A 17,146-nucleotide genomic window follows, 5' to 3' on the forward strand; every position below is an offset into this window, starting at 1 on the left:
TCACACCTCCACCGGGACGCTGTTGTAGCCCCACTGGAAGCTCGACGGCGGGCGCAGCGCGGCCGCGGGGTCGATGCGCCAGTCGTCGACCCGTTTGAGCCATTCGGTCACCAGGACGGTGATCTCCAGCCGCGCGAGGTGCACCCCGAGGCAGAAGTGTTGTCCTCGACCGAAGGCCAGCAGTCGTTCGATCGGCCGGTTCCAGATGAAGCGTTCGGGGTCGGGGTACTCGCGTTCGTCGCGGTTGGCCGAGGCCAGCAGGGTGATGATGCGCTGCCCCGGCCGGATCGTGGTGTCGTGCAGCGTGATCGGCTTACGCACCGTCCGGGCGAACCACTGCGCCGGGGCGCAGTAGCGGATCATCTCCTCACGCGCGACCGGCACCGCGGCCTCGAGGTCCGCGCGCACCTCGGCCAATTGGTCGGGGTGGGATCCGAGTTCCCACAGGCCGTGCGCGACGATCTTCGGCACGGTCTCGGTGCCGCCGATGAAGATCCCGAGCAGCTGGGTGGCGGCCTCGACGTCGCTGAACCCCGACCCGTCCGGCAGCCGGTAGGCGATCAGGTTGTCGGCGATCGGGTTCTCCCCCGGCACCGCCCGGCTGCGCTCGATGATCGGGACCAGGTACTCGAGGTAACCCGGCCGGGCCTTGGCGACCTCGACACCGCTGCCGGGTTGCGCCATGCTGCCCGCGTTGACGGTGCCCAACACCTCACCGGCGAGTTCGACTGGCAGACCGAGCAGTTCACAGACCATGGACGCGGCGACGATGCCGCCGTAGTCCTGGGTGAGGTCGAACGTGCCGCGCGGCAGCAGTTCGTCGAGCCGTTCGCCTGCCAGCTGACGGACCCGGTCGGCGAGCCCGCTGACCGAACGCGGCCGCAACGGCGCCGACGTGCAGCGCCGGACGGTGTCGTAGATCGGCGCGTCGAAGTTGGCGTGGAACGGCATCGGGTGCAGGGGCGGGTCCGGCACAGGCCCGTCGTTGTGGTCGGCGAGAACCGTTGCCGCGGGCAGGGTCCCCTCCGAGGCGACGAACGTGCCGTCGTTGATCTCCAGCACCCGCCAGACGTCGTCGAAGCGCGACAGCGCGTAGGTGTCCCACTTGTCGATGTAGTACACCGGGTGGTGGTCGCGCAGTATCCGGTAGTACGGCAGCGGGTCGGCCATCACCGCCGGGTCGAACGGATCGTAGGAGAACGCCTGCAGCGTGGGGGAAGTCATTGCAGCGGCGACGGGGGTAGCGCCTGCAGTATCGAGTCCTCCCAGCCGTCGCGCAGCGCTGGCGCGACGCTCATCCAGGTGACGATCTCGGCGGGCGGGCTGTCCTTCCACGACGGGTAGTGCTCGGCGAAGCAGTCCCAGTCACCGTCGAGCGCCCAGTAGTGGATCACCTCGTTGAACCGGAAGGTGGTGATGAACGATCCGAGCCAGCGCTTGCCGGTGCGCTCCGACCACGGCACGTAGAGCCGTTCGAGTTCGCGGATGTAGTCGTCCTGGCGGCCGGGTTTGGTCTGCATGATCTCCTGGATCACCAGACCGGCACCGAAGTTCGCCTCGGTGAGTTCGGCGAGCGTCCGGTTGTACTTGCCCGCGTACATGATGCGCCCCTCACCGGTGGCGCCGATCTCCGAAAGGTAGGTCGACCATTGCGCCGCGGCCTGTGCGTGGCTGCCGCCGTGGGCCTGCGCCTTGCCGATGCGCGCGTAGTCGGAGAACTTGTCGATCTCCCAGATGATCGTGACCTGCGGCCAGTGCCCGTTGTACGGCGTGGTCTCCCAGATCGCGAACAACCGCGCGCCGAGGTCGGCCATCATCGGCGCGTACACCTCGTCGAACACCTCCGTGAACTGCGCGGCACGCCCGGATCCCAGCGCGATCGTCTCGTGCAAATACAGCAGGGTGTGCCCGTAGAACTTCTTCATGACCGGCACCCAGTTGACAGTGGCACCCTGCGAGCGTGACACTTATCGCGTGTTTTGTAAAGGTGTGAGGGCCGTGTCGGGATGCCGCTGACCGCGTTGGCCAACGGCTTCTGTTTCGGCGAGGGGCCGCGCTGGTTCGAAGGCCTGCTGTGGTTCTCCGACATGCTCGGCGAGGCGGTGCACACCGTCGACCTCGCGGGCGACCTGAGCACACTGGCACTGCCCGGACATGCCCCCGCCGGCTTGGGTTTTCGCCCCGACGGATCGCTGCTGATCTCCTCCACCGAGCGGCGCCAGGTGCTGCGCTACGACGGCGAGTCGGTCACCGTGGCGGCCGATCTGTCCGACGCGGTCCCGGCCGCGCTCGGCGACATGGTGGTCGACGCCGCGGGCCGCGCCTACGTCGGATCGCAGGCCCGCGAGGGCGGGGTGATCGTGCGCGTCGACCCCGACGACACCTACACCGTCGTCGCCGAACACCTCGACTTCCCCAACGGCATGGTGGTCACCGCCGACGGGGCGACACTGATCGTCGCCGAATCCACCGGTCGGCGGTTGTCGGCGTTCACGGTGACTTCGGACGGGGCGCTGACCGACCGCCGGGTGTTCGCCGGCGACCTGGACGGGCCGCCCGACGGCATCTGCCTGGATGCCGGGGGCGGCGTCTGGGCCGCCATGACACTGGCGCACCAGTTCGAGCGGATCACCGAGGGCGGCGAGGTCACCGACCGGATTGACATCGGCGACCGCGTGGCGATCGCCTGCGCCCTCGGCGGTCCCGAACGGCGCACACTGTTCCTTCTGTCCAGCACCGACGCCTACCCGCAGCGACTGGTCGGGACGAAACTGTCCCGCCTCGATGCGACGACCGTCGACATACCCGGAGCGGGCCTGCCGTGAGCGACTCCTACTACGAACTCGTCGACGCGGCCGATCCGCTCGGCGAGCGTTTCCGCGCCGGCGATCTGGTGCGCAGCACCTGGTCGGCCGCCATTCAGCAGGGCGCGCCGGTGTCGGCGCTGCTGGCCCGCGGGCTGGAGCGGTGCCAGGCCCGCGACGACACCCGGCTGAGCCGGGTGCTGATCGACCTGCTCGGCGGTGTCCCCGCCGAGGGTGACCTGTGGCTGCGGTCGCGAATCGAGCGCGCGGGCAAGCAGATCGAGTTGGTCAGCGCCGAACTGCTGGCGCCGGGACGCGACGGTGAACCGCGCGCGGTCGCCCAGGCCAGCGGTTGGCGGCTCAAGACCGTCGACACCAGCCCCGTCGTACGCACCTCGGAGCCGCCGCTGCGTCCGCTCGCCGAGGCGAAAAGCCGTGACATGAAGAAGGACTGGGACCGCAACTACGTGCACAGTGTCGACTGGCGGTGGTTGACCGAGCCGCTGCGCGAGGGCCCCGGCGAGTCGTGGATCCGCCCGGAGGTCGATCTGGTCAAGGGTGAGACGATGACCCCGATCGAGCGGTTGTTCGCGGTCGCCGACGACGCCAACGGCATCGGCACCAAACTCGACATCCGCAAGTGGTCGTTCATGAACACCGACCTCGTCGTGCACATGCACCGCATCCCCGACGGTGAGTGGATCGGTGTGCGGGCCGAAACCAGTTACGGGCCCGACGGTATCGGCACGACGGCCGGAACGCTGTTCGACGAACACGGTGCGGTCGCCGCGATCCAGCAGTCGGTGCTGGTGCGCCCGATGCCGGGCAGGTAGTCAGCCGACGCAGTCGCCGGTGGGCACCGGTTGGGTGGCCGCGACACCGTTCATCATCAGCTCGAACACCTGCTTGGCGGTCAGCACGAAACCCGCCTCGGGGTCCTCGACCGCCGCGCCGAAGCTGATCCCGAGCACCCGGCGGTCCATGTCGATCAGCGGGCCACCCGAATCTCCCTGCCGGATGGGGCCTCTGATCGAGTAGACCTCGCGGGTCACCGTCTTGGTGCGGTAGATGTCGGGACCCTGCAGTTCGATGATGTCGCGGATCCGCGCGGGCGTGGCCGTGAACGGGCCGCCGCCGGGGTAGCCGAGAACCAGCGCGTCGGACCCGGTCTCGGCCGGCTTGTCGGCCATCCCCAGCGGCGGTGCCGGCAGGTCGGGGACGTCGAGCACCGCGATGTCCATGTCGGGGTCGAACACGACCACGGTGGCGGGTCGCTCCTGGTCGCCGACCGCGACGCTGACGCTGTCGGCGCCCGCGACGGCGTGCGCGGCCGACATCACCTTGTTGGGTGCGACGACGACGCCGCTGCCGTCCAGTGTGCGCTGGCACGCCTGCGCGACCGAGTGGATCTTGACGACGCTGCGAGCCGCCTCGGCGACCACCGGGCTGTCGGCCAGTGCGGCGTCGGGCGCCTCGACCGAGACGACGGTGGTCTCCGACGTCGGCACGTCGGCGTCATCGGATCGGCCGGAGCCGCAGCCCGCCGCGCCGAACATCACGGCGATCAGGGCCAGGGCGCCCAGCAGTGTTCTCGGGGTCATCGCCGCAAACGATAGCCGCCCGCGCCGGCACGGTCAGTCCAGGAGCCGCAACGCCGCCGCCGGGCAACCGGTGACCGCCCGCTGCATGCGCTCGCGGTCGGACTCGGGGCGCTGCGCCCCGTGGATGACCGCGAACCCGTCGTCGGTCACCTCGAAGACGTCCTCGGCGATCGACTCGCAGATGCCGTGGCCGGTGCACCGGTCGAGATCGACTTCCACGCGCATGTTCACTCCCCTAGCGGACGACGGCGGGCAGGCGTTTGACGCCGTGCACGAAGCTGCTGTACAGCAGGTCGGGTTCGCCGACCTCGATCGTGGTCAAACGGGTCAGCAACTCCGCGAACAGGTTTCGCAGCTCCGCCTTGGCCAGCTGGCTGCCCAGGCAGAAGTGCGGGCCGCCGCCGCCGAAGCCGAGATGCGGGTTCGGCGAGCGGGACAGGTCGAAGGCGCCGGGCCTGTCGAACGCGGCCTCATCGCGGTTGGCCGAACAGTAGAACAGACCGACCTTGTCGCCCGCTCTGACCGGATGGCCGTTGATGTCGGTGTCCTCGGTGGCGAACCGGGCGAACTGCAGCACCGGCGAGGACCACCGGACGAATTCCTCGATGGCCGAACCGATCCGGCCGTCGAAGTCGGCCATCAGCCAGTCCCGCTGTTCGGGGTGCGCGGCGAGCGCCATCATCGCGTGCGTGGTCGCCTGTTTGGTGGTGTCGTTGCCCGCCGAGGCGAGCAGGATCAGGAACGCGCCGATCTCCTCGTCGGTCAGCCGGTGCCCGTCGACCTCGGCGTTGACGATGCTGGTCATCAGGTCGTCACCGGGGTGGGTGCGCCGGAACTTGGCCAGTTCCACGCCGGTGTTCGACAGCAGCGTGATCTGCGCGACGGGGTCGCCGACCCGTTCGTCCTCGGTGGCGTACTCGTCGTCGCTCATCCCGAACAGCTTCTCGGCCGCGTAGGCCACCGCGGGTTGGTCGGCGCTCGGCACGCCGAGCATGTCCATGATCGTCAACATCGGCAGCTTCGCCGAACACGCCGAGACGAAGTCGATCTCGCCTGCGCCGACCAGGTTCTCGACGATGGTGACGGCGTTCTTGTGGATCTGCTCCTCGATCAGCCGGACGTTGCGCGGGGTGAACGCCGAGCTGATCAGCCTGCGGTACACGGTGTGCTGCGGCGGGTCCATGGCCAGGAAGAACGAGGCGAACCGCTGGATCTCGGCGGGCATCGGGTTCAGTGCCACCCCCTGAGCGGAGGTGAACAGTTCGGGATGCTGGCTGACATAGACGATGTCGGCGCGGCGCGTCACCGCCCAGAAGCCCGGTTCGTCCATGTCGAACATCGACGGCATCGGCGGATGCCAGCTCAGCCCGTCGCCGGCGCGCAACTGTGCGAACGACTCGTCGCGCACGGCGAACGGCTGGCTCCAGAAGTTCTCCGAGGTGATGTCGACAGCGCTGTACCCATGGGCTGATGTCACCGATTCAGCGTGACACTTGCTCAAATGTTTGTAAAGCTATGACGGTGCAGGCAACCGACGCGGACCCGTCGACCCGCGAGCGCATCCTGGCCGCGACCGCGACCGTGCTCGGCCGCCACGGCATGACCAAGCTGAGCATCTCGGAGGTCGCCGCCCAGGCGCAGGTGTCCCGGCCGACGCTGTACCGCTGGTTCGCCTCCAAACGCGAACTGCTGGACGCGTTCGTGGTGTGGGAGCGCCAGTACTACGAGCGCGCGGTCGCCGAGGCCACCGCGGGGCTGCCGCCCGCCGAACGCCTCGACGCCGCGCTGCAGGTGATCGTCGAGTATCAGCAGTCCTATCCGGGGCTGCGGATGATCGACATCGAACCCGAACTGGTGATCCGCCGGCTCTCGCGGGTGATCCCGCTGATGCGCCAGCGCCTCGAGCGCCTGGCCACCGGACCCGATCCCGGTCTCGCGGTCGCGACGGCGGTGCGGGTGGCGGTGTCGCATTACCTGGTCCGCAGCGACGACGACGCGGACTTCCTGGCCCAGTTGCGCTACGCCGCGCGGGTCAGGCACCCGGCGCCTCGGGTCGGGCCCTGAGCTCGGCGAGCACCTCCTCGGTGTGCTCACCGAGCTTCGGGGCCACCGACCGCGGCGCCCACGGCGTGCCGTGGAAGTCGGCGGGCGACGCCGCCATCGGCACCGTCGCGTCGCCGTCGGGCACGTAGACGATCCCGCCCGCGGCGTGGAACTGCTCGTCGCCCACCACGTCTTCGAGCGTGTTGATCGGTGACCAGAACAGATCCGGTTCGGCGGCAAAGGATTCCGTCCACTGCGCCAGTGTCCGGGTGGCGAAGATCTCGTCGAGTTCGGTGATCAGCGTCGTCGCGTTGGCCGCGCGCGCCTGCGGGGTGTCGAAGCGGGGATCGGTCAACCAGTCCGGGCGCCCGACCGAGCGGCACAGCGGCGGCCAGTGCCTGTGGGCCTCGAGCCCGACGATCCAGAAGCGGCGCCCGTCGCCGGCGGTGTAGTTGTTCATGCACGGGTTGCCCATCGTCTCGCGCTGGCCGATCGCGATCTGATGCCCGGTGAGCAGGAACGTGTTCAGGTCGAAGCTGACGGTGTAGGCGCCCTGCCGGTACAGCGACGTGCTGACCAGCTGGCCGGCGCCGGTGCGCGCCCGCGACACCAGGGCCGCGCAGACGGCGGCGGCCAGCGTCATCCCCGCCGAGTGGTCGCCCATTCCGCCGCGCTGAAACGGCGGCGTCTGCCCGGGTCTGGTGAGCAGATGCGCCAGCCCGGAGCGGGCCCAGAACGCGGCGACGTCGTAGGCGGCGCGGTCGGCGTCGGGCCCCGACTCGCCGTAACCGGTGATCAGCGCGTAGACCAGGCGCGGGTTGTCCGCCGCCACCGTTTCGAAGTCCAGGCCGAGGCGCGCCAACGCGGCCGGGCGCACGTTGGTCAGGAAAACGTCTGCACCGCCGATCAAGTCGAGCGCGGCGGCCCGGCCGCCGTCGGCGGTGAGGTCGAGCACGACGCTGCGCTTACCGCGGTTGTCCATTTCGAACGGCGGGCTCAGGTCGCCGTCGACGCCCAGCATCCGGCCGAACATCCGCCCGGGATCTCCGCCGGGCGGTTCGATTTTCACGACGTCGGCGCCCCAGTCGGCGAGAATTCCGCCCGCCGCCGGGCCGGCCACCCACACGCCGAGTTCGACGACGCTTATGCCCTGTAACGGCCCGGCCATGGCGTCCTTCCCACGAACTTTACAAATTAGCGCAACTTCGTAAACTGTCCCGGTGAGTCGAGTTCCGCCGGTCGTCGGCCTCGTGGCGCACCTGGGGCGCGGTGTTCAACGTATCGCCACCGACGGGGTGCTCGGCCGGTTCCGGGCGCTGCCCCGGTCGGTCGGCGACCTCGACGCGGCGTACCTGTCCGCGCTGATGGGCCGCCAGGTCGCGTCGGTGTCGGTGCTCGACGGCGACGCCGGCACCTCGGCGCGGGCGCGGCTGGCGCTGAGCGGCGACGGCGTCCCGGATTCGGTGTTCGTCAAGATGCCCGCCGAAACCGTCGCCACCCGCCTGATGGGCGAACTGGGCCGGCTGGCGGCGACCGAGACCCGCTTCTACCGCGAACTCGCCCCGCAGCTGAGCGGCGTGCCCGGCGCGTACGGTTCGGCGTTCGACGCGGCGACGGGCCGGTTCGTGCTGGTGCTCGAGGACCTCGCCGCACACGGCTGCGAATTCCCCGACACCCTGCACCCGATCGACGCCGGGCGCGCCGGCCTGATCGTCGAACTGCTGGCCCGGCTGCACGCGACGTTCTGGGAGCGGGTGCCCGACTGGCTGTACACCGCATCCGGCGACACGGCCGCCCTGCTGACCGGGCCGCTGCTGAAGGCCTCGGCGCGACGGATCGCCGAGCGCACCGACATCGCGGTCGGGGCGGGCCGGTTCATCGACGACCACTACCGCGCCGTCGCGCGGATCATCGACGCGCCGCCGCACACCGTCATGCACGGTGACGCGCACCCGGGAAACGTGTACTTCCGCGGCGGTGCGGCCGGGCTGCTCGACTGGCAAGCGGTGCGCCGCGGCCACCCCGGTCGCGAGTTGGCGTACACGCTGGTCACCGGCATGACATCCGAGGACCGCCGCACCCACGAGCGCGAGCTGCTCGACCGGTACCGCGACGCGCTCGCCGCCTCGGGCGGTCCGCGGCTGGGGCACGACGAGCTGTGGCACCGCTACCGGCAGGGCGCGCTGTACGCCTACGTCGCGGCGCTGATCACCGCCGGGATGGGCGGCATGCAGGCCGAGGGCATCGCGCTGGAGGGGCTGCGGCGGGCGGTCACCGCGCTGACCGACCTCGACACTGTCGAATTACTCCGGAAGTCGCTGTGAGAAGCATCTACCATCGTCTCGACCGCTGACGATTGAGGTTGCGTGAACGAACCGATGCACGACGTCGAGGACAGCTCGACGCGGAACCGCATCCTGGCCGCCACCGCCGAAGTGCTCGCGCGCAGCGGACAGACCAAGCTCAGCCTGTCCGAGGTGGCGTTGCAGGCCGGGGTGTCCCGGCCGACGCTCTACCGCTGGTTCGCCTCCAAGGCCGAACTGCTCGACGCGTTCGGCGCCTACGAGCGCGACCTGTTCGACAACGGCATCAGCAAGGCGACCGCGGGATTGCGCGGCACCGAGAAACTCGATGCCGCGCTGCGCTTCATCGTCGAGTACCAGCACTCGTACTCGGGCGTGCGACTGGTCGACATCGAACCCGAGGTGGTCATCGCCCAGCTCACCCGCATCATCCCGGTGATGCGCGCCCGGCTGCAGAAGCTGCTGACCGGGTCGAACGGAGCGGTCAAGGCGGCCACCGCAATTCGGGTGGCCATCTCGCACTACATCGTCCGCAGCGACGACGACGACCAGTTCCTCGCCCAGCTGCGCCACGCCGCCGGGATCAAGCAGAACGCCTGACACTTGGGCGAAAATTTGTAAAGCTGTGCACATGACCCAGGTGCAGAGTGAGACCGGCGTGCTGGCCGGCGACGAGCGGATGCTGATCGACGGCGAATTGCAGACGACTTCCAGCGGGGCGACGTTCGACGTCATCCACCCGGCCAGCGAGGAAGTCGCCGGCCGGGCCACCGACGGCACCGTCGAGGACATGGCGCGCGCGGTCGGCGCGGCGCGGCGCGCGTTCGACGAAACCGACTGGTCGCGCGACCTGGAGTTCCGCTACCACTGCCTGACCCAGTTGCACGAAGCGCTGGAACGCAACAAGGAACGGCTGCGGCGCATCCTGATCACCGAGGTCGGCTGCCCGGTCACCGTGACCGGCAGCCAGATCGAAAGCCCGATCGAGGAGGTTCGGCACTGGGCCGAGCACGGCCGCAACTTCGACTACCTCGTCGACAACGGGGTGCACGACACCCCGCTGGGCCCGGCGCGCCGCAAGATCCACTACGAACCCGTCGGCGTGGTCGGCGCCATCACGCCGTGGAACGTGCCGTTCTACCTCAACATCGCCGAGACCGTGCCCGCGCTGATGGCCGGTAACACCGTGGTGCTCAAGCCCGCCCAGCTGACCCCGTGGTCGGGCAGCGAGTACGGCCGCATCGTGGCCGAGGAGACCGACATCCCGGCCGGCGTGTTCAACGTCGTGGTGTCAAACGCCAACGAAGTCGGCGCGGCGCTGTCGGCCGATCCCCGCGTGGACATGATCACGTTCACCGGGTCGACGGCGACCGGGCGGGCGATCCTGGCCGCCGGCGCGCCGACGGTGAAGAAGACGCTGCTGGAGTTGGGCGGCAAGTCGGCCCACATCGTGCTCGACGACGCCGACTTCAACGCCGCGCTGCCGATGGCCGCGATGATGGCGTGCGTGATGAGCGGCCAGTCCTGCATTCTGCCCAGCCGGATCCTGTTGCCGCGCAGCCGTTACGACGAGGGCATCGAGGTCCTCAAGAACATGATGGAGAACTTCCCGGTCGGCGACCCGTGGACGCCGGGCAACATGCAGGGCCCGCAGATCAGCGAGACCCAGCGCCAGAAGGTGCTCGGCCTGATCAAGAGCGGTGTCGACTCCGGTGCGCGGCTGGTCACCGGCGGCGGTATCCCGGAGAATCTGCCGGTCGGCTACTACACCCAGCCCACCCTGCTTGCCGATGTCGACCCGAATTCGCAAGTGGCGCAGGAGGAGATCTTCGGCCCCGTGCTCACGGCCACGCCGTACGACACCGACGACGAGGCGGTCGCGATCGCCAACAACACGATCTACGGGCTGTCCGGTGAGGTGTCCAGCGCCGACGTCGACCGCGCGTTCGCGGTGGCCTGCCGGATGCGCACCGGCAACGTCACGATCAACGGCAAGAGCCACTTCGGGATCAACAGCCCGTTCGGCGGCACCAAGCAGTCGGGGCTGGGCTACCGCAACGGCGAAGAGGGTTACAAGGAATACCTGGAGGCCAAGACCATCGGCATGCCGGACCAGTGACGGACTCCGAACAGATCGCCGCCCTGCTGTACCGGTACGCGCGCGCCGTCGACACCAAGGACTGGGACCTGTACCGCTCGGTGTTCACCGACGACGCGGTGATCGACTACTCGTCGGCCGGCATCCCGGTCCGCTCGCGCGAGGAGATCGTCGAGTTTTTCACCCAGGCGTTCACCGCGATCCCGTGGAGCATGCACTACATCACCAACATCGAGGCCGACATCGACGGTGACACGGCCGACGTGCGGGCGATGTTCTACAACCCGATGCAGCTACCCGGCATGGCCGAGCAGAGCGCCTGCGGCGGTTACTACTTCCACCGGTTGGTGCGCACCGCCGACGGGTGGCGCAGCCGCCATCTGCGCGAGGACAACGTGTGGTTCGTCAACCGGCCCGGCGGCGGCACCTGAGTCGCCGAGCAGACGCAAAGTGACCCATTTTCGCGCGACATCCGGGCAATTTGCGTCTGCTCGCCGGAAAAGGTTCAGCCCTGCGCGGCCAATTGACCGCAGGCAGCGGCGATCTCGCGGCCCCGGGTGTCGCGCACCGTGCACGACACCCCGCGTTCGCGGACACGGCGCACGAACTCGCGTTCGGCCGGTTTGGGGCTGGCGTCCCATTCGCTGCCCGGCGTCGGGTTCAGCGGGATCACGTTGACGTGGGCCAGCGGGCCCAGTGCGCCGTGTAGTCGCTTACCGAGAAGGTCTGCGCGCCAAGGCTGGTCGTTGACATCACGGATCAGCGCGTACTCGATCGACACCCGGCGGCCGGTCACGTCGGCGTAGTAGCGCGCCGCGTCGAGCGCCTCGGACACCTTCCAGCGGTTGTTCACCGGAACCAGGGTGTCGCGCAGTTCGTCGTCGGGGGCGTGCAGCGACAGCGCCAGCGTCACCCCGAGCCGCTCGTCGGCGAGTTTGCGGATCGCCGGGGCCAGCCCGACCGTCGACACCGTCACCGACCGCGCCGAGATCCCGAACCCGTTGGGCGCCGGGGCGATGATGCGCCGTACCGCGGCCAGCACCCGGTTGTAGTTGGCCAGCGGCTCCCCCATGCCCATGAACACGATGTTCGACAGCCGCCCGCCGCGCGCCGCAGGAGTGATCCCGTCGCCGTCGCGGTCGCGCAGCTCCACCGCCGCCGCGCGCACCTGTTCGAGGATCTCGGCCGTCGACAGGTTGCGCTTGAGCCCGCCCTGGCCCGTCGCGCAGAACGGGCACGCCATCCCGCACCCGGCCTGCGACGAGATGCACACGGTGTTGCGCTGCGGGTAGCGCATCAGCACCGACTCGAACGTGGTGCCGTCGATCGCGCGCCACAGCATCTTGCGGGTCTCCCCGGCGTCGGTCTCGATCTCGCGGACCGCGTGCAGCAGCGTCGGGAACAGCGTCTCGGCGACCTGGTCGCGCACCGCGGCAGGCAGGTCGGTCATCTGGTGCGGATCGGCGATCAGCCTGCCGTAGTACTGGTTGGCCAGCTGCTTGGCGCGGAACTTCGGCAGCCCGATCTCGGCGACGGCCGCCGCGCGGGCGGCCTCGTCGAGGTCGGCGAGGTGCCGCGGCGGCATGGCGCGGCGCGGCGGGTCGAAAACCAGGGGCAGGGAGGTCGGCATGAGCTTCGTCCAGTATCCCCCATCGGCGGCGGAGCGCCGGTCACGCCAGCAGCGTCAGCACCACCCAGCCGGCCACCGCCGACGGCAGCATTGCGTCGATGCGGTCCATGATCCCGCCGTGGCCGGGCAGCAGCGTGCCCATGTCCTTGATCCCGAGATCGCGTTTGACCTGCGATTCGACCAGATCACCCAGCACCCCGGTGATGACGAGCATCAACCCCAGCGGCACACCCAGCCAGGCGGGTTTGTCCATGAAGAACGTCACCGACACCACAGCGGCGGCGATACCGAACACCAGCGAACCGCCGAGCCCTTCCCAGGACTTCTTCGGGCTGATCGCCGGGGCCATCAGGTGCCTGCCGAACAGGACGCCGGCGACGTATCCGCCGATGTCGGCGAAGACGACGGTCGCGATCACGGTGAACACGCGGCCGCCGCCGTGGTCCTGGAAGATCAGCAGCGCGCTGAAGGCGGCGAACATCGGCACCCAGGTCGCCAGCAGCACCGCGGCCGAGATGTCGCGCAGGTAGTTCACCGGTTGCCTGCGCAGCCCGCCGCCGACGAGCCGCCACACCATGCACACCACGATCGTGCCGCCGTAGGCGCCGAGCAGCCCGGTCGGGCCGAACGGCCAGGTCAGCCAGATCATCGCCTGACCGCCGAGCAGCAGCGGGATGGCGGGCAGGTCGTAGCCGGCCTCACGCAGCCGGCGGATCACCTCGTGGGTGGCGATCGGGATGAAGACCGCCAGCACGGGCAGCCAGCCGATCGGCCAGAACAGCAGGATGGCGATGGCCATGCCGCCGAGCAGCACACCGACGGCGATCGCGGCGGGAAGGTCGCGTCCCGCCCGCGATTTCTTCTTGGGCGGTTCGTCGATCGGCGTCTCTGCCACTGGACTCGAGTGCTGTTCGGTCACTAGACCTCCAGCAGCTCGCCTTCTTTGTGTTTGACCAGATCGTCGATCTGGCTGGTGTAGGTGGCGGTGGACTTGTCGAGATCCTTCTCGGCGCGGCTCACCTCGTCCTCACCGGCTTCGCCGTCCTTCTTGATGCGGTGCAGTTCCTCCATCGCCTTGCGACGGATGTTGCGGATCGACACCTTGGCGTCCTCGCCCTTGGCCTTGGCCTGCTTGACCAGGTCGCGGCGGCGCTCCTCGGTCAGCTGCGGAATCGACACACGGATGATGTTGCCGTCGTTGGTGGGGTTCACGCCCAGGTCGGAGTTGCGGATCGCGTCCTCGATGTTGCGCAGCTGACCGGCCTCATAGGGCTTGATCACCACCATCCGCGCCTCGGGCACGTTGATGCTGGACAACTGGGTGATCGGGGTGGGCGAGCCGTAGTAGTCGACGTTGACACGCGCGAACATGCCCGGATTCGCCCGTCCGGTGCGGATCGAGGCCAGGTCGTCGCGGGCCACCGACACCGCCTTCTCCATCTTCTCCTCGGCGTCGAAGAGGGTCTCGTCGATCACGCTCGTTCTCCCGTCGCTTCCGTTCGCCTGTTTTCCGGGTCAGGTGGTGACCAGTGTTCCGATCTTCTCACCCGCGACCGCCCGCGCGATATTGCCGTCGGTGAGCAGGTTGAACACCAGGATCGGCATGCCGTTGTCCATGCACAGGCTGAACGCGGTCGCGTCGGCGACCTTGAGGCCGCGGTCGATGACCTCGCGATGGCTGATCGCGCTCAGCAGTTCGGCGTCGGGGTGCTCACGCGGGTCGGCGGTGAACACACCGTCGACCGCCTTGGCCATCAGGACCACCTCGGCGCCGATCTCCAGCGCGCGCTGGGCGGCGGTGGTGTCGGTGGAGAAGTACGGCAGCCCCATACCGGCGCCGAAGATGACCACGCGGCCCTTCTCCAGGTGGCGTACCGCGCGCAGCGGGATGTAGGGCTCGGCGACCTGTCCCATCGTGATCGCGGTCTGCACGCGCGTCGCGATGCCCTCCTTCTCCAGGAAGTCCTGCAGCGCGAGGCTGTTCATCACGGTGCCGAGCATGCCCATGTAGTCACTGCGGGTGCGTTCCATGCCGCGTTGCTGCAGCTGCGCGCCGCGGAAGAAATTGCCGCCGCCGATCACCACGGCGACCTGCACACCGCTGCGGACCACCTCGGCGATCTGGCGTGCCACCTGGTGGACGACGTCGGGATCGAGGCCTACCGCCCCGCCGCCGAACATCTCCCCACCGAGTTTGAGCAGCACCCGCCGGTAGGGGCGGTTCGGACCGGAGCCGTTCGGTTCGGGAGTTGACTGGCCGGTGACATTGGAATCCGCCATCCGACTCCTTCGGTTCTCGCTGAGATTTTCCTCATCCTGCCTCATGGCGGGGCAGTTCGAGGCGAAGGGGGTGCGGCGGGCGGCGAGTCGGCTATCCCAGGTGCGCGGTCAGCAACCAGGCCGGCACGGATTTGCGGCCATTGCCCTCGTCGCGGAGGTCCCCGAACGGCATCGGGCCGTCGCCGATGTCGGCGGGCAGGTTGGCGTGGATACGCGCGGGGCGGACCTCGTCGATCACCCAGTATCTGCCGACGACGTCGCGCAGTTCCTCCTCGGTGACCGGGTGGGCGGGCCCCTCGGGCAGGTGGTTGCGGTCGAAGACGAGCACGAAGTACGACGCGCCGGGCGCGGCGGCCCGCACGATCGACTGCTGATAGCCGTCGCGCAGTTCCACCGGCATCGAGTGGAACAGCGTGCTGTCGACGATCGTGCCGAACCGGCCGTCGTAACCGGTGAACGCGCTGATGTCGGCGACCTCGAAGCTGGCGGTGGTCAGGCCGCGTTTGCCGGCCTCGGCGCGGGCCAGTTCGATCGCGGTCGGGGACATGTCCAGGCCGACGGTGGTGAACCCGCGCTCGGCCAGGTACATCGAGGTGGCCGCCTCGCCGCAGCCGGCGTCGAGCACATCGCCGTGGAACTTGCCCGCGTCGATCAGCGCGCGGATCTCCGGCTGCGGTTCGCCGATGCTCCACGGCGGCCGGTTGCCCAGACCCATGTCCTCGACCTCGCCGCGGTAGGCGTTTTCGAACATCTCGTCATGATCGGTCATCAGACGTTGATATCAATGTGATTGATATATGTCAACATGTTTGACATGGATGAGGCGCTCGAGGACAAGCCGTTGGGCTTTCTGCTGTCACGCGTCGTGAACGCGTTGCGCGCAGAGGTGACGGCGACGGTCCTCGAACCGTTGGGCGTGACATTCCCGCAGTACCTGTGCATGCGGATCCTGTCGCAACACCAGGGGCGGTCCAACGCCGAACTCGCCCGCGACTTCAACGTCTCGCCGCAGGCGATGAACGTGGTGCTGCGCGGGCTCGAGGAGCGCGGGTTCGTGACCCGGCCCGCCACCGTCGCCTCCGGCCGTTCGCTGCCCGCGCGCATCACCCGCGAGGGCCAGGAACTGTTGAGACGCACCGATTCCGGGGTCCGGGCCGCCGAGCAGAATCTGATGGCCGACCTCACCGCGCGGCAGCGGCGGGAGTTCCGCGCGATCCTGGCGACCCTCGGCGCCGACTGAAGTCTGCCAGACTGGCCAACGTGAAGATCGTGCTTGCGCCGGACTCGTTCAAGGAGTCGATGACCGCGTCGGAAGCGGTGGCCGCGATGCGCGCCGGCGTCGAGGAGGTGCTACCGGACGCGGAGGTCGTCGGTGTGCCGATGGCCGACGGCGGCGAAGGCACCGTCGAGGCCGTCGTCGACGCACTGCACGGTCGGTACGTCGAGGCGCAGGTCGCCGACGCGCTCGGCCGCACCGTGACCGCGCGGTACGGGCACGTGCCGCTGCGGGCCCTGGCCGTCATCGAGATGGCCGCCGCCGCGGGGTTGGAGCGGATCGCACCCGCCGAACGGGATGCGTTGCACACCAGCACGTTCGGTGTCGGCCAGCTGATCTTGTCGGCGCTCGACCGCGGTGCCGAGGACTTCTTGATCGGGCTGGGCGGGTCCGCCACCAACGACGGCGGCACCGGCATGCTGACCGCCTTGGGCGCCAGGTTCCTCGACGCCGACGGCCGCCCGCTGGCGGCCGGTGGCGCCGCACTGGAGCGCCTCGACCGGATCGACCTCGACGGGCTGGACCCGCGCCTGCGCGACGTGCGCATCCGCGTCGCCTCCGATGTCACCGCGCCGCTGCTGGGCCCGACCGGCGCCAGCGCGGTGTTCGGACCGCAGAAGGGTGCGGATCCGGCCGACGTCGAACGCCTCGACGCGGCGCTGGCGCGGTTCGCCGGTGTCACCGCCGCGACGCTTGGTGAGGCACAGCCGCAGCGCCCCGGCGCCGGGGCGGCCGGCGGCATGGGTTTCGCGCTCGTCGAGTTTCTCGGCGCCACAAGCGAACCCGGTGTCGACGAGGTCGCCCGCACCGTGGACCTCGAACGGGCGCTGAACGGGGCCGACTGGGTGTTCACCGGTGAGGGCAGCGTCGACGCCCAGACCGTGATGGGTAAGACGCCCTACGGTGTCGCGCAGGCCGCGCACCGCGCCGGCGCCCGGGTGGTCATCTTCGCGGGGCGGGTGGCCCCGGACGCGTCGGTGCTGCTCGACCACGGGGTGCACCGACTGGTCGCGATCACCCCCGACGGCACCCCGATCGAGCAGGCGCTGCGCGAAGGCGCCGCGTCGCTGACCCGGGCCACCGTCGAGGTGTGCCGCGAAATCGCTTGAGT

General features: G+C 69.3%; 20 protein-coding genes. 9 read left to right on the forward strand and 11 right to left on the reverse strand.

What is annotated here, in order from left to right; genetic code table 11:
- Positions 1 to 1,224, reverse strand: a complete 1,224-nt coding sequence (locus BHQ18_RS00345; protein ID WP_069411584.1) for a cytochrome P450 — start codon at positions 1,222 to 1,224, stop codon at positions 1 to 3.
- Complete coding sequence (locus tag BHQ18_RS00350; RefSeq protein ID WP_069411971.1) at positions 1,221 to 1,925, reverse strand: NIPSNAP family protein; 705 nt, start codon at positions 1,923 to 1,925, stop codon at positions 1,221 to 1,223. The genes BHQ18_RS00345 and BHQ18_RS00350 overlap by 4 nt, the downstream gene beginning before the upstream one ends.
- 81 nt (positions 1,926 to 2,006) lie before the next feature.
- On the opposite strand from BHQ18_RS00350, the gene BHQ18_RS00355 reads away from it, so the two are divergent.
- A complete protein-coding gene (locus tag BHQ18_RS00355) occupies positions 2,007 to 2,825 on the forward strand; it encodes an SMP-30/gluconolactonase/LRE family protein (RefSeq protein WP_069411585.1) in 819 nt (272 codons plus the stop codon).
- Positions 2,822 to 3,637, forward strand: coding sequence for a thioesterase family protein (locus BHQ18_RS00360; protein WP_069411586.1), 816 nt, complete (start codon positions 2,822 to 2,824; stop codon positions 3,635 to 3,637). The genes BHQ18_RS00355 and BHQ18_RS00360 overlap by 4 nt, the downstream gene beginning before the upstream one ends.
- On the opposite strand, the gene BHQ18_RS00365 is transcribed toward BHQ18_RS00360, so the two are convergent.
- Genes BHQ18_RS00365 through BHQ18_RS00375 form a run of 3 tightly spaced genes read right to left on the reverse strand, consistent with a single transcriptional unit; the run spans position 3,638 to position 5,882 of the window.
- Positions 3,638 to 4,405, reverse strand: coding sequence for a MarP family serine protease (locus BHQ18_RS00365; RefSeq protein ID WP_069411587.1), 768 nt, complete (start codon positions 4,403 to 4,405; stop codon positions 3,638 to 3,640). It lies immediately after the preceding gene.
- 33 nt (positions 4,406 to 4,438) lie between these two features.
- Positions 4,439 to 4,630: a ferredoxin gene (locus tag BHQ18_RS00370; protein ID WP_069411972.1), complete on the reverse strand. Its 192-nt coding sequence runs from the start codon at positions 4,628 to 4,630 to the stop codon at positions 4,439 to 4,441.
- A 10-nt stretch (positions 4,631 to 4,640) separates the two neighbouring features.
- A complete protein-coding gene (locus BHQ18_RS00375) occupies positions 4,641 to 5,882 on the reverse strand; it encodes a cytochrome P450 (RefSeq protein WP_069411588.1) in 1,242 nt (413 codons plus the stop codon).
- Between the two features lie 38 nt (positions 5,883 to 5,920).
- On the opposite strand from BHQ18_RS00375, the gene BHQ18_RS00380 reads away from it, so the two are divergent.
- The gene (locus BHQ18_RS00380) at positions 5,921 to 6,469 is read left to right on the forward strand and encodes a TetR/AcrR family transcriptional regulator (protein ID WP_069411589.1); all 549 of its coding nucleotides are present in this window, start codon (positions 5,921 to 5,923) and stop codon (positions 6,467 to 6,469) included.
- Here the strand turns inward: BHQ18_RS00380 and BHQ18_RS00385 are convergent.
- Positions 6,438 to 7,616 (reverse strand): CaiB/BaiF CoA transferase family protein, encoded by a 1,179-nt coding sequence (locus BHQ18_RS00385; RefSeq protein ID WP_069411590.1) that lies wholly within the window; start codon positions 7,614 to 7,616, stop codon positions 6,438 to 6,440. The two genes, BHQ18_RS00380 and BHQ18_RS00385, sit on opposite strands and share 32 nt — an antisense overlap.
- Positions 7,617 to 7,668: 52 nt before the next feature.
- On the opposite strand from BHQ18_RS00385, the gene BHQ18_RS00390 reads away from it, so the two are divergent.
- The 4 genes from BHQ18_RS00390 to BHQ18_RS00405 are packed head-to-tail and all read left to right on the forward strand — an operon-like array spanning position 7,669 to position 11,280.
- Positions 7,669 to 8,772, forward strand: coding sequence for a phosphotransferase (locus tag BHQ18_RS00390; protein ID WP_069411591.1), 1,104 nt, complete (start codon positions 7,669 to 7,671; stop codon positions 8,770 to 8,772).
- A 54-nt stretch (positions 8,773 to 8,826) separates the two neighbouring features.
- Positions 8,827 to 9,351, forward strand: a complete 525-nt coding sequence (locus BHQ18_RS00395; protein ID WP_109789162.1) for a TetR/AcrR family transcriptional regulator — start codon at positions 8,827 to 8,829, stop codon at positions 9,349 to 9,351.
- Positions 9,352 to 9,382: 31 nt separating this feature from the next.
- On the forward strand, positions 9,383 to 10,870 hold the full coding sequence (locus BHQ18_RS00400) for an aldehyde dehydrogenase family protein (RefSeq protein WP_069411593.1): 1,488 nt from the start codon (positions 9,383 to 9,385) through the stop codon (positions 10,868 to 10,870).
- Positions 10,867 to 11,280 carry a nuclear transport factor 2 family protein gene (locus BHQ18_RS00405; RefSeq protein ID WP_109789146.1) on the forward strand — a complete coding sequence of 138 codons (414 nt, stop codon included), beginning with the start codon at positions 10,867 to 10,869 and terminating at the stop codon, positions 11,278 to 11,280. The genes BHQ18_RS00400 and BHQ18_RS00405 overlap by 4 nt, the downstream gene beginning before the upstream one ends.
- Positions 11,281 to 11,354: 74 nt before the next feature.
- Here BHQ18_RS00405 and rlmN read toward each other — a convergent pair whose 3' ends face one another.
- The 5 genes from rlmN to BHQ18_RS00430 all read right to left on the reverse strand — a co-directional run bounded on the left by rlmN (position 11,355) and on the right by BHQ18_RS00430 (position 15,528).
- A complete protein-coding gene (gene rlmN, locus BHQ18_RS00410) occupies positions 11,355 to 12,479 on the reverse strand; it encodes a dual-specificity RNA methyltransferase RlmN (protein ID WP_069411595.1) in 1,125 nt (374 codons plus the stop codon).
- A 40-nt stretch (positions 12,480 to 12,519) separates the two neighbouring features.
- A complete protein-coding gene (locus BHQ18_RS00415) occupies positions 12,520 to 13,398 on the reverse strand; it encodes a phosphatidate cytidylyltransferase (RefSeq protein ID WP_069411596.1) in 879 nt (292 codons plus the stop codon).
- Positions 13,398 to 13,955 (reverse strand): ribosome recycling factor, encoded by a 558-nt coding sequence (gene frr, locus BHQ18_RS00420; protein ID WP_069411597.1) that lies wholly within the window; start codon positions 13,953 to 13,955, stop codon positions 13,398 to 13,400. The genes BHQ18_RS00415 and frr overlap by 1 nt, the downstream gene beginning before the upstream one ends.
- A 39-nt stretch (positions 13,956 to 13,994) precedes the next feature.
- Positions 13,995 to 14,759 (reverse strand): UMP kinase, encoded by a 765-nt coding sequence (gene pyrH, locus BHQ18_RS00425; RefSeq protein WP_069411598.1) that lies wholly within the window; start codon positions 14,757 to 14,759, stop codon positions 13,995 to 13,997.
- 91 nt (positions 14,760 to 14,850) lie between these two features.
- Positions 14,851 to 15,528, reverse strand: a complete 678-nt coding sequence (locus tag BHQ18_RS00430; RefSeq protein WP_069411599.1) for a class I SAM-dependent methyltransferase — start codon at positions 15,526 to 15,528, stop codon at positions 14,851 to 14,853.
- A gap of 36 nt (positions 15,529 to 15,564) precedes the next feature.
- Here BHQ18_RS00430 and BHQ18_RS00435 point away from each other — a divergent pair, with 36 nt between their 5' ends.
- The gene (locus BHQ18_RS00435; protein WP_084293804.1) at positions 15,565 to 15,999 is read left to right on the forward strand and encodes a MarR family winged helix-turn-helix transcriptional regulator; all 435 of its coding nucleotides are present in this window, start codon (positions 15,565 to 15,567) and stop codon (positions 15,997 to 15,999) included.
- Between the two features lie 20 nt (positions 16,000 to 16,019).
- Complete coding sequence (locus BHQ18_RS00440; RefSeq protein WP_069411601.1) at positions 16,020 to 17,144, forward strand: glycerate kinase; 1,125 nt, start codon at positions 16,020 to 16,022, stop codon at positions 17,142 to 17,144.
- The last annotated feature ends 2 nt before the right edge of the window (positions 17,145 to 17,146 follow it).

The sequence above is a fragment of the Mycolicibacterium flavescens genome (genome assembly GCF_001722335.1).
In the GTDB taxonomy this organism is placed as follows: domain Bacteria; phylum Actinomycetota; class Actinomycetes; order Mycobacteriales; family Mycobacteriaceae; genus Mycobacterium; species Mycobacterium flavescens.

Excerpts from the sequence above, each read along its gene's own strand:
- BHQ18_RS00345 (WP_069411584.1), bottom strand. The coding sequence starts at position 1,224 with ATGACTTCCCCCACGCTGCAGGCGTTCTCCTACGATCCGTTCGACCCG.
- BHQ18_RS00350 (WP_069411971.1), bottom strand. The coding sequence starts at position 1,925 with ATGAAGAAGTTCTACGGGCACACCCTGCTGTATTTGCACGAGACGATC.
- BHQ18_RS00355 (WP_069411585.1), top strand. The coding sequence starts at position 2,007 with ATGCCGCTGACCGCGTTGGCCAACGGCTTCTGTTTCGGCGAGGGGCCG.
- BHQ18_RS00365 (WP_069411587.1), bottom strand. The coding sequence starts at position 4,405 with ATGACCCCGAGAACACTGCTGGGCGCCCTGGCCCTGATCGCCGTGATG.
- BHQ18_RS00370 (WP_069411972.1), bottom strand. The coding sequence starts at position 4,630 with ATGCGCGTGGAAGTCGATCTCGACCGGTGCACCGGCCACGGCATCTGC.
- BHQ18_RS00380 (WP_069411589.1), top strand. The coding sequence starts at position 5,921 with ATGACGGTGCAGGCAACCGACGCGGACCCGTCGACCCGCGAGCGCATC.
- BHQ18_RS00385 (WP_069411590.1), bottom strand. The coding sequence starts at position 7,616 with ATGGCCGGGCCGTTACAGGGCATAAGCGTCGTCGAACTCGGCGTGTGG.
- BHQ18_RS00395 (WP_109789162.1), top strand. The coding sequence starts at position 8,827 with ATGCACGACGTCGAGGACAGCTCGACGCGGAACCGCATCCTGGCCGCC.
- BHQ18_RS00400 (WP_069411593.1), top strand. The coding sequence starts at position 9,383 with ATGACCCAGGTGCAGAGTGAGACCGGCGTGCTGGCCGGCGACGAGCGG.
- rlmN (WP_069411595.1), bottom strand. The coding sequence starts at position 12,479 with ATGCCGACCTCCCTGCCCCTGGTTTTCGACCCGCCGCGCCGCGCCATG.
- pyrH (WP_069411598.1), bottom strand. The coding sequence starts at position 14,759 with ATGGCGGATTCCAATGTCACCGGCCAGTCAACTCCCGAACCGAACGGC.
- BHQ18_RS00430 (WP_069411599.1), bottom strand. The coding sequence starts at position 15,528 with ATGACCGATCATGACGAGATGTTCGAAAACGCCTACCGCGGCGAGGTC.
- BHQ18_RS00435 (WP_084293804.1), top strand. The coding sequence starts at position 15,565 with ATGTTTGACATGGATGAGGCGCTCGAGGACAAGCCGTTGGGCTTTCTG.